Annotated in this window: 15 protein-coding genes; 13 read left to right on the forward strand and 2 right to left on the reverse strand. The window is 51.9% G+C overall.

The window, feature by feature from the left end:
• Positions 1-202: 202 nt before the first annotated feature.
• A complete protein-coding gene (locus DXB00_RS15395) occupies positions 203-373 on the reverse strand; it encodes a hypothetical protein (protein ID WP_243107252.1) in 171 nt (56 codons plus the stop codon).
• Positions 351-974 (reverse strand): recombinase family protein, encoded by a 624-nt coding sequence (locus tag DXB00_RS15400; RefSeq protein ID WP_243107253.1) that lies wholly within the window; start codon positions 972-974, stop codon positions 351-353. Before DXB00_RS15400 ends, DXB00_RS15395 begins: the two co-directional genes overlap by 23 nt.
• 922 nt (positions 975-1,896) lie before the next feature.
• On the opposite strand from DXB00_RS15400, the gene DXB00_RS15405 reads away from it, so the two are divergent.
• From DXB00_RS15405 to cas6, 13 genes are all read left to right on the forward strand, one after another.
• A complete protein-coding gene (locus DXB00_RS15405) occupies positions 1,897-2,256 on the forward strand; it encodes a hypothetical protein (RefSeq protein ID WP_119215145.1) in 360 nt (119 codons plus the stop codon).
• Positions 2,257-2,369: 113 nt separating this feature from the next.
• A complete protein-coding gene (locus tag DXB00_RS15410) occupies positions 2,370-2,726 on the forward strand; it encodes a type II toxin-antitoxin system PemK/MazF family toxin (protein ID WP_119215146.1) in 357 nt (118 codons plus the stop codon).
• Positions 2,727-3,048: 322 nt separating this feature from the next.
• Positions 3,049-3,288: a hypothetical protein gene (locus tag DXB00_RS15415; protein ID WP_119215147.1), complete on the forward strand. Its 240-nt coding sequence runs from the start codon at positions 3,049-3,051 to the stop codon at positions 3,286-3,288.
• Between the two features lie 455 nt (positions 3,289-3,743).
• Entirely contained in the window at positions 3,744-5,285 is a 1,542-nt protein-coding gene (locus DXB00_RS15420) for a Cas10/Cmr2 second palm domain-containing protein (protein ID WP_119215148.1), read from the forward strand.
• Complete coding sequence (locus tag DXB00_RS15425; protein WP_119215149.1) at positions 5,282-5,638, forward strand: RAMP superfamily CRISPR-associated protein; 357 nt, start codon at positions 5,282-5,284, stop codon at positions 5,636-5,638. Before DXB00_RS15420 ends, DXB00_RS15425 begins: the two co-directional genes overlap by 4 nt.
• A complete protein-coding gene (locus tag DXB00_RS15430) occupies positions 5,635-7,248 on the forward strand; it encodes a hypothetical protein (RefSeq protein WP_119215150.1) in 1,614 nt (537 codons plus the stop codon). Before DXB00_RS15425 ends, DXB00_RS15430 begins: the two co-directional genes overlap by 4 nt.
• Positions 7,235-8,521 carry an RAMP superfamily CRISPR-associated protein gene (locus DXB00_RS15435; protein ID WP_119215151.1) on the forward strand — a complete coding sequence of 429 codons (1,287 nt, stop codon included), beginning with the start codon at positions 7,235-7,237 and terminating at the stop codon, positions 8,519-8,521. The genes DXB00_RS15430 and DXB00_RS15435 overlap by 14 nt, the downstream gene beginning before the upstream one ends.
• A complete protein-coding gene (locus tag DXB00_RS15440) occupies positions 8,518-8,874 on the forward strand; it encodes a hypothetical protein (protein WP_119215152.1) in 357 nt (118 codons plus the stop codon). The genes DXB00_RS15435 and DXB00_RS15440 overlap by 4 nt, the downstream gene beginning before the upstream one ends.
• A gap of 3 nt (positions 8,875-8,877) precedes the next feature.
• Entirely contained in the window at positions 8,878-10,836 is a 1,959-nt protein-coding gene (locus tag DXB00_RS15445; RefSeq protein WP_119215153.1) for a TIGR03986 family type III CRISPR-associated RAMP protein, read from the forward strand.
• A 7-nt stretch (positions 10,837-10,843) separates the two neighbouring features.
• A complete protein-coding gene (locus DXB00_RS15450; protein WP_119215154.1) occupies positions 10,844-12,205 on the forward strand; it encodes a TM1812 family CRISPR-associated protein in 1,362 nt (453 codons plus the stop codon).
• 10 nt (positions 12,206-12,215) lie between these two features.
• Complete coding sequence (locus DXB00_RS15455; protein ID WP_119215155.1) at positions 12,216-12,833, forward strand: TM1812 family CRISPR-associated protein; 618 nt, start codon at positions 12,216-12,218, stop codon at positions 12,831-12,833.
• Between the two features lie 10 nt (positions 12,834-12,843).
• Positions 12,844-13,722, forward strand: coding sequence for a hypothetical protein (locus DXB00_RS15460; protein ID WP_119215156.1), 879 nt, complete (start codon positions 12,844-12,846; stop codon positions 13,720-13,722).
• A complete protein-coding gene (gene cas6, locus DXB00_RS15465; protein ID WP_119215157.1) occupies positions 13,719-14,450 on the forward strand; it encodes a CRISPR system precrRNA processing endoribonuclease RAMP protein Cas6 in 732 nt (243 codons plus the stop codon). The genes DXB00_RS15460 and cas6 overlap by 4 nt, the downstream gene beginning before the upstream one ends.
• Positions 14,451-15,145: the final 695 nt, after the last annotated feature.

A 15,145-nucleotide genomic window follows, 5' to 3' on the forward strand; every position in this document is an offset into this window, starting at 1 on the left:
ATATTCATGATATTCATGTTAATATTGTATTTTTTTCTTAGATAAAGGTTTTCCCGGAATTACGAAAGTTATAGCAATTCTTTCTTCGCAAAAAATTCTCCGCGGCACTTTGCTTTTTCCAATGAAAAGATCGGAGATTACTATACAGAAAAGCGACAGGCAAATACCTGTCGCTTTTCTTGTATTTTGGGTAGCAATGAAATTACCATTTTTTAAGTTCCCATGCCTTGAAACTATTGGGATCATTTCCCCATGCAGCCGAATTCCATTCTTTCATTCCAACAAAAAGAACGGTTTCGGTTTCAGTGACGGTGATGCCGTCATACTTGCCGCCAATGCCGCCGCCAGTGCTAATGAGGTAATTCTTTTGCACGTGTGTTCTTAAACCACTTGGCATATGGATTGAATTTTCCTCCGCTTTCTCTCCCGGATGAGCGTGGACTTGCTGATGCCGGTGAGCTTGACGACCTGCGCGTAGGAGTGGTCCTCAAGCAGAGCCATTGCATGGTCGAGCTGCTCGGTGTCGAACTTGGGCGGGCGGCCCTCACGGAAATTCGGGTCGTCGCGCGCGCGACCGCCTTGCCCTCCTGCGTGCGCTGCACGATCATGTCGCGCTCGAACTGCGCGAATGACAGCAGCACGTTGCGTAGCAGCGTGTTCACCGAGTCGTTGGACAGGATGCCAAGATTCAGCACGTTGATGGTGATGCCCTCGTCGATCATCTCGGTGATCAGGCCGGACGCCTGCGACACCGACCGCGCGAGGCGGTCGAGCTTGGTGACGATGAGCACATCGCCTTTTCGTAGCTGCGCCCGCAGCCTGTCGAACTCCGGGCGCTCGATCTTCGTGCCGGTGAAGGTGTCTGTATAGATTTTTTCCGCGCCCGCCGCCGTCAGCGCCGCCTGCTGCGCATCCAGACTGTTGCCGTCGCGCGCCTGCGTTTTGGTGGATACTCTCGCGTAGCCGAATATCATGTAAATTCCCCCGTTTTCCCGGTTTTGACACCGCGAGTTTTGAATATAGGTTTTGATACCTCTATTATAACTTATGACGCTGAGTTTTGCAACCGGTGGCAATACTTGAAGGTTTTGAGACCGGTTGATTTGGTGCGAACCTCGTGTTATAATAACAATAAATAAGGTTGTTACAGGCAGGTTCGCACCGGGGAAAACCGACAATATCACGAATGGATACGCAAAAATACAGAAGATAATACAAAAAGATTGTAGGAATGCCGAAAATCTGCATTGTATTTTTCGCATTTTTGCCGTAACAACTCGCGCCCCTGCGGGGGACAGCAACGCTGCCAGCCTGATCTCATTGCAGCGAACACGAAGTCGTAACAGCTCGCGCCCCTGCGGGGAACAGCAACCCCTGTACGTCTTCTGCAGTGTAATCGACGCCGGGTAATAGCTCGCGCCCCTGCGGGGGACAGCAACTCTCAAGTTCGATAACCTTGTCTTCGATCGCGTATACGGTAACAGCTCGCGCCCCTGCGGGGGACAGCAACGCACTTAGTGTTATAAACCGTTCTGCAAATGTTAGCGGTAACAACTCACGCCCCTGCGGGGGACAGCAACAACCGATCTGTCAATTTTGACAGGTCGGTTTTATTTTTTTGCCCGAACTGTGAAAAGCACCGCCGCTCCCACCGATAATATTGTGTAAGGCAAAGAACCTTCTCAAAAAAATTTTCACGAAGTGTGAAAACCGCCGAAAAATTTCTGATATATAAGCAGAAGGACTTCAAAGGACAGGAGGTGAACCGAATGTTTGTAATCCGTGACCCGTGGCTGGATTTCCCGCTGTTTGGCGAGGACAATCCGCTCCTCGACTGGGTGAAAGACACCATCTGCTATTAAGCAGACCTAAATCCACAGCAGGGGAGGTGAAAAATTGAAAACCGTGTTATGGATATCGCGCCACACCATGACCGAACCGCAGCTGCGCGACCTTGCGCGCGTGCTGGGCGATACGGTGCAGGTGCTGCCGTACACCCAAACCGTAAAACAGGCGGACGTACTGCGCCCGCTGATCGAGCAGGCGGATGCCATAGCCGCCGTACTGCCGGTGGAGCTGCTCGCCGAGCTGGTAACGCTCGCGGACGAACGCCCGGTGCTGCAGTCGGTCGCCGGACGCAGGTTCACCGGCCGCACGCTGCATCTGGCTGACGGACAGACCGAGCCGGAAATCGCCTTCGAGCACCTGTACTGGCAGCAGATTGTCAAGCTGGAACTCCAAACCCGGCGGCTGTAACAAAAAGGAGAACAGGCGGTTTTCCTGTTCTCCGAAAAAAATTTTTCGTGAAGTGTGAAATCGGTCGGAAATCCGCTGATATAGAAATAGAAGGGTAAAAAGAGGTGAAGCATTTGAGCGTACATACCGCAATCCGCCGCGGCGAGGTGTTCTTCGCCGACCTGCACGGCGGTGTCGGTTACGAACAGAACGGCGAACGGCCGGTGGTCGTGCTGCAGAACGATATGGGCAACCGGTACAGCCCGACCGTCATTGTGGCGCCGCTGACCAGCAGCCGCACGAAAAAGCCGCTGCCGACACACGTCTGGTGCGGTGCGGACAGCGGCCTGCTGAAAAATTCCTGCATTCTGCTCGAGCAGATTCGCGTGATCGACAAAACGCGCTTATCTCGCTATCTGTGCAGCCTGAATGTGGAAATGATGGGCCGGGTCGATCAGGCTGCGGCAATCAGTCTGGGACTGGCACAGTGAGCAAAAAAATTTCCCGGGAAGTGTGAAAAACCGCGTGTGAAATCCGATAACTAAGTGAAGGGAGGGAAAACACCATGAAAGATATCAAGCCGAGCGTTATCATCACCGCGATTGCGATGGTGATCGAAGCTGTGAAGTTCGTCGCAGAGCAGGTGGAGACTGCAAAGGACTGATTCTCCTGAAAGAAATACATAGCAAAGGCAGGTGAAATATATGACGCCGCAGACAATCATCGCTATTCTCGGTCTGGTAGCCGAGATCATTGACACGATCGACAAGAACTGACACGTTCTGAAAATCCAAAGGAAGGGAGGCAGGAAGCATGAATGAATTTGCAAGACGCATGGCCAACGGCGCATCCTGTGCGGCTATGGGCGGCACCACCGGTGCCGGAATCGGCGGCGCGGTCGTTGCCGGTGTCGGTGCGGTAGGCGGTTCGGTTTTCGGACCGGTCGGCACGTTCTTCGGCGCGGAAGTCGGTACGGCGGCAGGCGCAGCCGTCGGCGGTGCTATCGGCTCGATCATCGGCTTTATCGGCGGCTTTGCCGATGAGCCGTTCTAAATCCTCAGAAAATGGAACAGGGAGTGGTGATACATACATAGATGGACAGGCATTCCGAATCACAGCAGGAAAGGCAGGTGAATCCGCATGACGCCTCAGGGCATTATCGCTATCCTCGGTCTGGTAGCCGAGATCATCAGCATCGCAAACGATGACTAAAGCCGCAGAAAGTGCGCAAATCCAACGAAAAGGCAGGTGAAACCTATGACGCCGCAGACGATTTTGGCTGTGATCGGTCTGGCCGTGAAGATCATTTCCATCGCGACCGATGACTGACCGCGTAACATAGAAAATCCACATAAGAAGGAGGTGATATCTGTTTTCGCTTTTTCTTCACCCGAAACAGGGCAAAGTACACAACAAACCTCGGGATACACCCACGAGAACTTGTTGAATATTATTGAACATTTGTCAAATCGTGCTATAATGAAATCATGTCGAAAGGAGGCAGTGCCTTGAGCAAAATACTTTTGATTCTGGAGGTTTCCAGAAAGCAGGATTATATATTTTCAAGCATCCACCTAAGGGATAACGCGGCACGTTCGGATATCATCCGCTATGTGACGAGCGAGGAATTTTTCAAGCAGGCTGCACCGGAATATTACAACAGCCGTGAGAATTTTGTGTACGCAGGCGGCGGACACACCATCCTCCAGTTTGGGGACAGAGCAACGGCAACACGCTTTGCCGAGCAGGTAACGCAGAAGGCCATGCGCGAGTATGACGGCCTTGAGCTGTTTGCCAAGCAGATGGAATATCGGGCGACAGACGAGAACGGAAAACCGGCGACACCGGGTCAGAATCTGGTTTGGCTGTCCGAAGCGCTCGAGCAGAAAAAGTCTCTGCGAAAGGCATCTTTTCGGCTGACCTCGCTCGGCATTGAGCAGAAAGCGGAAGCTGCATCGCTTACCGCACCGAACGCAATCGACCCGCCGGAAGGCTGGGCATTCGCTAAGGACTTTGTAGACCTGCAGGGCCGGACCGATGAGAACTTTATTGCTGTCGTTCATATTGACGGCAACTCGATGGGCAAGCGCGTAAAGAATCTGTATGATTCAGAAACCGAAAGCTGGGACGCCTGCTGCGACAAGCTGCGCTGCTTCAGCGAGGGCATTCAGCACGATTTTGAAGCCGCCTTTCGGGAAATGGCGGCAGAGGTGGCCGATTACGAGGCCGCCAATCCCGCAGGAAACACCGGCATTCTTCCGGTACGTCCGGTCATTCTTGCCGGTGATGATGTGTGCTTTGTCGCGCGCGGCTGTCTGGGTCTGGAATGTGCCGAACGGTTTATGAAGCACCTTTCCGCAAGGACCAATCCGCAGGACGGTGAAACCTATGCGGCCTGTGCGGGCGTAGCTATGGTACACCTGAAATATCCGTTCCATCAGGCGTATGATCTGGCGGAGGCACTGTGCAGCAGCGCGAAGAAGTACGGCGTTTCGCTCTGCGGAGATGGTTCGGTATCTGTGATGGATTGGCATATCGAATTTGGTCAGCTGAAAGAAAATCTCCGTGAAATCCGCAGCGACTACGAAACCGAGGACGGAAAACGCATGGAATTACGTCCGGTGGTGGTGCTCGAGGGCAAAATGGACGAGGCTGCGCGCACGAAAATGAATGTACGCACCTATGATTTCGTACGCGGTATGTGTATGCAGATGAAGCAGGCGGTGCAGGAATGCGGCGAAAAAATTGCGCGCGGAAAGCTCAAGGAACTGCGCGGTGCCATCAAGCAGGGCGATCTGGAATGCCGCTATGCGCTGCAGGACAGTGAAATCACCAAGCTGCTCCGCGCGATATTTGAAGCGCAGTTTGATACGGCAGACAAGCAGTATGCCCAATTTGCCGCCATGCTGAAAAACGGCAAAGCGATCGACAAGCAGCCGTTCCGCACCTTTGATGACGGCAGCAGAAACAGTGAACCGGTTTCTCACTGCCTGTTTTTTGACGCGATCGAAATGATGGATCACTTTGAGCGACTGGAGGGGAAGGCATGAGCAGGCAGGTAGAATTACAAGTCAGATTAGAGCTGCTTTCCGATACGATTTTCGGCTCAGGTCACAGCATTCCCGGCGGCGAGGATATCGCGGTCTGTCAGGATGAGAACGGCTATCCGTATCTCAAAGGCACTACTTTCAAGGGCTTGCTGCGCGAGAGCATGCACGATCTGCTCGAGTGGAGCAGCGGCCCGATGGATACAGTAGAGGAACTGCTCGGCAAGGAAGGTTGGACGGGTACGGCAGGCGGCCGCCGTCTGCACCTGACGCCGCTGACGCTCGAAGAAAAGCCGGAGGAGAGCGAGACCTGCTATGATCACCGCACGTTTACCAGTCTGGAAACGATGTTGTGAAAACGGGTACATTACGCTCGGCGATGTGTATTTGCAGAGGACAGAAATTCATCGGCAAGATTTTCTGTGAGGAGCAGGATGTGTCGCTCGTACGGGAGTCCGCGCTCGGCATCAAGTGGCTGGGCACGATGCGGAGCCGTGGCTTCGGCCATGTAAAAGTTATCGCAGAGCCGGTAAAAGCGCAGAAAACCGCCTTTCCGGCAGTTGGAGCGACCCATTGTCTGCATTATACGCTTTACACGGAAACGCCGGTCAGCATGACCGACTACAACCGTTCCGGCGAAAACAGCTGGGACACGCACGGATACATTGCCGGTGCGGCTGTGCGCGGTATGGCGGCCAGCCTGCTCGCACAGCGTGAGCCGGACTGGTTTGCTGCCAACAAAATTGCGCTGCTGACCGAGAAAACGCGCTTCCTGAGTGCGTTTCCGGTGCAGAAGGACAATCCGGCGGTTCTCCCGTCCCTCAAGGGTTTTTATGAGCAGAAGGACGGCAGTGATTTCCATTCGGTTTTAGAGGACGGCGAAATTTCCGAAGGCTCCAAACGTGCCGATGTAGGTTCGTTCTGCACGATCGAAAACGGCGTACTGCATTACTGGAACGCCAGAACCGGCGGCAGCCAACGCATCCAGCGAACGGATAAGCTGATTTTCCAGACGCGCAGCATTGACGCAGGACAGCGGTTTGATGGTTATATTCTGCTTGATGATGCGTCCATTGCGCCCAAGCTGGCCGAGGTGCTGTGCGGTACGGTTTGGATCGGTGCCGACCGTTATGATGGCATGGGCAAATGCCGCATGAGCATTGAACCCTGTGATGCTCCGGCGTACCGCCGATACGGCAGCATGCAGCGTCACGGTGATAACAAGGTACTTTATATGCTGGCGCTGTCGCCGCTCGGCATGACCAACGAGTACGGTGAGCCGTGCGGTATCAACTGGGATGTGCTCGCGGAAAACCTCGGTGTGGCAAGCGTAACATCCGAATTCAGCAGCACTTCGGTCTCGGAATACGGCGGCTTTAACCGTCAGTGGGGATGCCACACACCGGCCGTCCGCATGTACGATGCAGGCAGCCTGTTCAAAATCAGCTTTGATGGTGAATCGCCGGATGAGGAACATCTTTCCGCCATCGAGCAGAGCGGATTGGGTCTGCGCCGCGCAGAAGGGTTCGGCCAGGTGCTGTTTCTGTCGGAATCGCTGTTCGGCAGCATCAAGGCAAAACAGCCGGTGGAGTACACCGCCGCACCGCGCCGACAGAATATGGCTGAACTGCGCCGTAAGCGTCTGACATGGATCATGGAGCAGTGTGAAAAGAAATTCGCCGGCGATATTTCGGACAGCCAGCTTGGCTCTATCCAGGCCATTTGCGAGGAACACAAACACAGAGCCGATATTCTGCAAAAACTGAATGGATTTTTTGCTCATAATGCGGAAAAGGGTGAACAAACGTCTAGCAAGTTTGCGAAAATGAAGCAACTGGTCAACACAGTGCTGTCTCATCCGTCAGAACCGTGGATGGAAAATATGAATACAACGGAACGGGTACAGCTGCTTTGCGACCTGTTCGATCACAGCCGAAAGGAGGACGCAGGCCATGGCAACGTTTGATAAAGCAGTTCGTTATGAGGTAACGGCAGTTACGGAAACGCCCTTGCGTACCGGTCCTTCCGACGGCAGTATCGACCGCGTACTTCGCCACCGGGACGGACAGGCATTCCTGCAGGCTGCTTCTCTGGCTGGCGCATTGCGCGGCTGGCTGGAAAAGCAGGATAAGAACGCCGCAAATGCGCTGTTCGGCTCACAGGAAAAGTCCGGGCAGCTCATCGTTTCCGATATGGAAATCAAGGAAAAAGCAGTGGAATCGGCGGAGGATACCACGATACAGCTTCGCCCGCGCCTGCGCATCAACGGCAAAATGGGCTCGGCGGCAGACGGCGGCAAATTCGATGTGGCCCACATTGCACGCAATACCGTGATGCAGTTCACTCTGACATGGATGGGCGCGGAAAGCGATACGGACGGTCCGGCGCAGATCGAGCAGATGCTCGGTGCGCTGCACACAGGTGAGATCCGTTTGGGCGCACAGAAATCCAACGGCTTCGGACGGGTTGCGCTGACGGTCCGCAGCCAGACCTATCACATGACCGACAAGGCCGACCGGGAGGCTTGGCTGCAGGATGAATTTGACGGCCAAACGCTTGAACTGCCGAAGATTTGCACGAAAAGTGTATGTACATTCACAGTCAACGGCGTTGCGGACAGCATTCTGATCAAGAGTTCGGTTCCGCGTGTTGAATACGATGAGAATAACACGCGCAAGGAGATTATTCAGAACATTAAGGAGAACGATATAGCGGTCCTGCCGGGTTCGTCGGTCAAGGGTGCTGTACGTGCCCGCGTGAAGGCGATCGCCGACTTGCTCGAATGCTCGGAAGCCGTAGACGAATTGTTCGGACGCGGTGCTGCACAAGGTGATAACGGTATCGCCGGTCGAGTGCGGTTCACCGATGTGGTGCTGGATAAGGCAAAAAAGCAGACGGTCTCGCGTATCCGCATCAATAAATTCACCGGAGGCGTAATACGCCGCGGACTGTTCACCGAAGAACCGCTGAAAAGCGGCGTTACGCTGACTATCACAGCGCCGCAGGATAATATCTGCGGCTGTGCGCTGTTGGTTTACGCACTGCGCGACCTCGGTCTTGGGTTATATAATCTGGGCAGCGGCGGCGCTGTCGGACGCGGTTATATTAAGGTATCCCGCATTGCAATCGCGTGCGGAGACAAAACCGCCGATATGACATTCGGCGTGGACGGCTGCAAGCTGAACGACACGGACAATCTGGTTTCGGCCTGGCTGCATGCACTGGAGGAACGCACATGAAACGGATAGATAGCATAGAACAGGCTCTGCAACAGGCCGAAAAGCTGCAGTTCGTCATGGTGACCGAGCTGAGCCGTGTTGTTATTGGCAAAATGCCGATGGATATCAACTGGGATGAGCTGATAGAAGCACGTTTTTTCGATCACGATACCGAAATCCGCATTTTCCGTGAAAGCGGCGAACTGAGGGCCCGCAGTGTGATTTTGCAGGACGATATGCCGTACATCGAAAAGCAGTATAAGAAATTACAGGGCAATCTGGGCAGTGAAATCAGCGTGCGCGAGTATCTGACGTTTGATGAGGACGGTCAGGCCGGTGTGAGCGCCGTCTGCCTGTACGATTGGAGGGAATGACGAATGGCGAAGGACGATAACTACTATCCGCCGAAAACATTGGAAAACACCGTTCGTGCACCATATAACTTTGTGCCGTTTACCGAGCGTCAGCCGTTTATGCGGTATACCGATGTAAGCAAACTGCCTGCGCATGACGAACTTTGTGCAGACCTGCTCACCGGTGAGATTCATCTGACGCTTACCGCAGAAACGCCGGTTTTCGTGTCAGACGGACAGGAAAATGCGGATTTCTTCCGCGGCGCCAACGGAAACTATATGATTCCCGGCTCTACCATTCGCGGCATGGTAAGGGAGAATATGCAGATTCTTGGGGATGGTTTGGTTCTCAAGGATGAGGATTTGGAGGATTACCAGATTTATTACCGCGAAATTGCAGGAAAAGGTGCGCGCAAACCGCTGCGCAAATACTATCAGGATACACTGGGCGTAAAGCCGGAAAAGGCCCGGAGCGGCAAGTCGATTTCCATACCGCACAATATCAACGCGGGTTATCTGGTGCGAGAAAACGGCTTATACCGGATCTATCCGCTGCCGAAAGAAACGCCGGTACTGCGTGTATCGCGTGAACTGACAGAAAAAGTATTCGGTAAAGAAAAATATGCCTGCACAGAAGCAGTCGCATATGAGTCGGACGGCAAAAATGTCACCGCACTGTATCAAGCGGAAAATGCCCCGGCAGACAAGGAACGCGGTATCCTGCTGTTTACCGGAAAACCGGTACAGAAAGAAAACCATTTGTATGTTTTTCCGCCGATCGACAGAGATCAGCACGGCATTGATATTTCGGAAGCTGACCGCTTGTCCTATCAGGCGGACTGTGAAGCGCGCAAAAATACGGCGAAAGCGTATCAGGAGTTCTGGAAGCTGCCGGAGGAGGGACAGAGTAAGCCGGTTTTCTATGTAAATTATGATGGGCACATTTATTTCGGCATGGCACGCTATCTGCGCATCGGTCATTCGCATTCCATTGCGGAAGGACTGCCCGAGCGTTTTCGGAAAATGCAGAAGCGTATTACCTCGCAGAATGAGCTTCCACTGGACTATCCACATGCGATTTTAGGATTTACGCATAATTTTAAGGACGAAAACAAAAAAAGCAGTAATACATCTTACCGTTCGCGCGTGTCCTTCGGCGATTTTGAAGCCATAAGCAGTGCCGTGTCTGCTGATGCGTATAAAACTGTTCTTGGTGAGCCAAAACCCAGCTTTTTCGAGGGATATGTGCAGGAAGGAAAGCACTATTCTTATGAGCCTAATGAGCCGAAAGACGCCTTCCAATTAAACGGTTTTAAGCAGTATTGGCTTAAAGATGTAGAATTCCCGCTGCCGCAAAGCGGCAATGAAAAGGTTTTGACTACCTTGCGTCCTATGAAGAAGGGAACTACGTTCAGCGGTACAATTCGCTTCAAAAATCTTGAAAAAGACGAACTCGGTCTGCTGCTGTGGTCGCTGGTGCTGAATGAAGGCTGTTACCAGTCGATCGGCATGGGCAAGCCATACGGCTTCGGCCGTATGAGCGTCAAACTGGACAGTCTGCGGCTGTTCGATTTCGCAGCACTCTATTCGGTTTCCGGCTTCGAGAGCGCAGGAAGAACCGCAGAGTGCAAGCCATTCATCCAGGCGTATAAACAGTTTATGAACGATAATAAATCGAAAACCGCACCGGAAATGGATGATAGACCGGAAATCAAGGACTTCTTCTATCTGAAAAAGACGATCCGAGAGGATACGGAAATGGTGGATTACCTGACGATTGACCAGAAGAAGGAACCGAAGCGGCTGCTGTTCAAGGAAATGTATTATCCGCTGCCGCCGGTTGCCGAGCTGCGTGAGAAAGCCGAAAAGGATGCGCCGAAGTATGATTCTGCAGAGGATGCAACAGCTGCACTGCTCCTGAAATTTGGTGCAAAGACTAATTCGTCGAATACCGGAAAATCCTCGAAAAAGAAGAAAAAGTGAGGTCAGCATGGCGAAAAAAATTATTTTATTCCTCAGCTTGCTGAGCGAGGATGAATCCAAGCGGAAAACCCAGGACTATGCCTGCGCGGCCGGTGTACTTGGCATGGACGAGGCCCACAAGATCACCGGTACGCAGACCAACGAAGCGCCGGTCAAGGCCATGCTGCTGGCACATCCGGATGTCCGGTCGATCATCTGTATCGTAACACCGCAGGCAAAGGAAAGCACGCTGGATTTTTTCAAAACGCATATTCTGGAGTTCGCACGAGAAAAGCAGATCAAATTACCGGACGATATCTTTAAGATTATTGATTTTCAGAATGACGAGGTGTTTACCGAAGGTCCGCTGCAGCGTGTTCTGAACGAGATCCAGCCGGGCGGCATGGGCAAAAACAGTATGGGTGATGAAATTCTGCTGGAAACGACCGGCGGGTGGCGCAACACGATGATGTATCTGCTGCTTCTCAGCCGCGTACTGACCTATAATCACAATCAGACGATCGGTGCAACCTATGCTGATTTTAACAACCAGCAGATCACCGATGTATCCGATCTGCTCCGCATGTTCGACCTGGTAGGCGGCATGCAGGAGATGAGTTCGTTCGGCAATGTGCGCACCCTGCGCAAGTATTTCGGCGCAGAGCCGCAGGACGAACGAATCGGTGAACTGCTCGATGCACTCGAAGCGCTTAACGAGGCGATCACGCTGTGCAGAACAAGCAAAGTAAGCGGATGCCTGGAGCGGTTTATCCATGCGGTGAACGAAGTGAAATCCTGTGACAATCCACTCGTCCGTCAGCTTACGCCGGCATTCGACAGTATTTTCCGGGAGCGGAAGTTCAAAATCCGCAGTTTGATCCGATGGTGTCTGGAACGGGATATGTACCAGCAGGCCGTAACCCTGTATATCGAATGTATTCCGACAGAAATTTTTAAGAATATTGTACAGAAAAAGCAGGAGAACCACCTGTTTAATCCGAAATACGATGATAAAACACGGTTCTCCGATGCCGATGAGTTTTTCTGTTACCTGCTGAATGCCAGCCGATACACCAGCGCATCCAAGGGCAGCAGCGATCAGTATGCAATGCAGGTATATACGATTGAAAATCTGGAGACCTGTTTCCCGTCAGCTCCGTTTGAATTAAAACCGGGATATAAAATCCATAAACTGCAAAATATTGCACGCGATTATCTGTATATCAAACTTCTGCGCAACATGATCAACCATGCACAAACCACCGGTACGGAAAGCACGGAACAGGCGGTTGAATATCTCAAGGGATGTGGTTATTGTTCTCCGGATGCCGTGGACTTAAAAACGCTGCGTACCGTGATGGAAAATGCGCTGAATAACTTGAAGGTCTGAGGAGAGACTTATGAAAACATTTTTTACGATCATCCCATTGCAGGGAAGCAAGGATCTGAAAGCGTGTATCTATCAGGCCGTGGACAACGGTGACTTGCAGATGGATACGCCGACCCACTTCCCAATCATGACTGCTATGCACGCTTACGTTAAGCCCGGAGATGAGATTCGCGTTGTAGCGATTCTGTCCGCTGTACAGAACTGTGAAACGAATCTCGAAAAATTCCGCGAGGAAGTGGAGAATATGAGTCAAGAAATCGGCTTCACTTATCCGCGCGGCATAGAAATTGTAAATGCTCCAGCGGATGCAGGTGTGCGCAGTCATATTGAGACTTTCCAGCGCCTGATTGAAAAGGTAGAAGATAATGATAAGCTGTATGCTTGTATGACCTACGGCATGAAGCCGCTGTCGCAGCTTTTGATCATGGCCATACAGTATGCCTATCGTCTGTTAGATAATGCTTCTATCTGCTGTTTGGTATACGGTCAGCCGGGGTGGGGTGGCGCTGCCCCTAGCGTCAACGATATGACTGCTCTGATTCAGATGGATGAGATTACTCGCCTGTTGGCAGAGCATAAGGTCAAGAATCCGCGCACTGTCATCGAGAAGATCATCTCGCAGGATTGAGGTGAGCAGAATGACTGAGACAACCCGAAAAACACAGGAAGAAGAACTGAATCAGGCGGTCAACCTTTGGAAGAACGCGGTGAAGGCCGGCAAGGATACGGAACAGCAGAAAGAACAAGTCTGGATTTGTTTTTTCGACTGGTGCAAGGACTGGGATACAATACAGGATCCACTCTATACTGATATCACGGAAAAGAAGAGCATAAATTTGCTAAATTTGTTTTATAAGACATTGCAGGATTTTGATCCTGACCGCGGTATCCCGTATTCTCGTTATTTCGGAAGCATTTGGCACGAACGAAAAAAAGACAGCAAAAAAGCAATCGAGCGAAAAAACAATACCGCTTCGCTGGATGCACCGTTAGTGCCAAACGGAGATGACGAAGGTGACGATGATCTGCTGGAAACGACAATAGCAGATGAAAACCAAACAGATATTGACCACCGGATCGAATTAGAGGACAGATTAGCTGATTTAGCGTCACTGATACTCAATCTGCGTGAACGTATTGGTTCGCGTGCAGCAAATCCTACCGGTGAGCGTTGGTATCGTATGTTCTTTGCAGAAGATATTACGAAAGTGATTAAAACCGTGCCGCTGCATTTCACGCACGAAGATGATATTATGAATGCGCTCTATCAGAACTATCTGGACTATTACACAACCCAAAAATGCAGTTCCACAGCGCAGATTCGAAAAACACCGTTGGAGCCGCTGAGTAAATTCACAGAGAATGCGGCAGATACCGAGGAAATAACCTGGGAACGTTTTCCTGTATGCGTTTCACTGACATACTTGAGCCGTTGTGAAAATGCGGTATATGCTGCATCGGAATACAGCAATAAACGGAAAACGTACAAAGAAATCATGCAAAGGGAAAATATATGATCACCCACTACCAAATCACCCTATTGCCGGAGCACGAGACGCGTATTTTTCCGGAATGGGGCTACCACCTGTATTCTTCGCTGCTGTCGCTGACACCGCACAGCTTTGGCGAGCGCATGCACAGCGACGGCATCACGCCGCTCAGCAGCTGCATCACTGTGCAGGACAAGCAGGTGATCTGGCATGTAAATCTCCTCGGCGCGGACAGCGAAGCCGTGCTGGCCCCGATCATTGAGCAGCAGGACCGCTACTGGCTGCGTCGAGAAAACCAATCACTGCAGGTCAACACGATGCAGATTGAGCATATTGATTCGGCGGACACGCTGCTGCAGCTGCCCGAGCACCGCACAATGAAGCTGCGGTTTCTCACGCCGACCGCATTCAAAAGCGATGGCAGCTATGTCAATCTGCCGTCCGTGCCGCTCATTATGCGAAATCTGCTGAACAAGTGGAACGGCTGTTTTGCGGAGGTCTGTCCGATCGAGGACGAGGACGGCGAAGGCATTCAGGCGATCGCAAACGGACTTCGCATTGCCGAGTACCGGCTGTCGAGCCGTGATTATCTGCTCAAAGGACAGTCCATTCCCGGCTTCACCGGAGAACTGACGCTTAAATGCCGTCTGGATGGGTTTCATCTTACGATGGCGAACCTGCTGCTGCACTTTGCACCGTATGCGGGTGTCGGCATTAAAACCGCGCTCGGTATGGGCGGCGTAACATGTGAATAACAATAGCGGATAAAGTAAAAACCGATATGTCGAATTGGACATATCGGTTTTCTTTTTGTACCCATAGGGGTATGAAATGTTTCTTATGAAAAGGAGTGATTAATATGAGAAAGATAAAAGTTGCTGTCCCCATAGGGGTATGAAATATTTCGATATGACGGAATCAAGACGCAAGACGCTGAGTTGCTGTCCCCATAGGGGTATGAAATGTTTCGCGGAAACGGCAACCCGACGCTGACGCAGTTTCTCAAGTTGCTGTCCCCATAGGGGTATGAGATGTTTCGGCGGAGAGTGCGCCGATGTATGACCGCGAAGGTTACTGTCCCCGTAGGGGTATGAAATGTTTCCGCGAACGTGGAGGAGAGCCGCCAGAACGAGGAATACGTTGCTGTCCCCATAGGGGTATGAAATGTTTCTATGATCCTGAAACCGAAAAGATAATTGACTATCCTAGTTGCTGTCCCCATAGGGGTATGAAATGTTTCCCGTGATGATGTGACAGGCAAGGGATGGCACTATCCGGTTGCTGTCCCCGTAGGGGTATGAAATGTTTCCCTTCGTTTCTTGGATGCTGGACCTGCGTGACCCGTTGCTGTCCCCATAGGGGAACGAAATGTTTCGACCGCTATGACGGCCGTGGCTGCATCTTCGACGTTGCCTGTCCCCATGAGGGGTATGAAATGTTTTCCGACCGC

The sequence above is a fragment of the Butyricicoccus sp. OF10-2 genome, from assembly GCF_003481925.1.
GTDB lineage: Bacteria > Bacillota > Clostridia > Oscillospirales > Butyricicoccaceae > Agathobaculum > Agathobaculum butyriciproducens.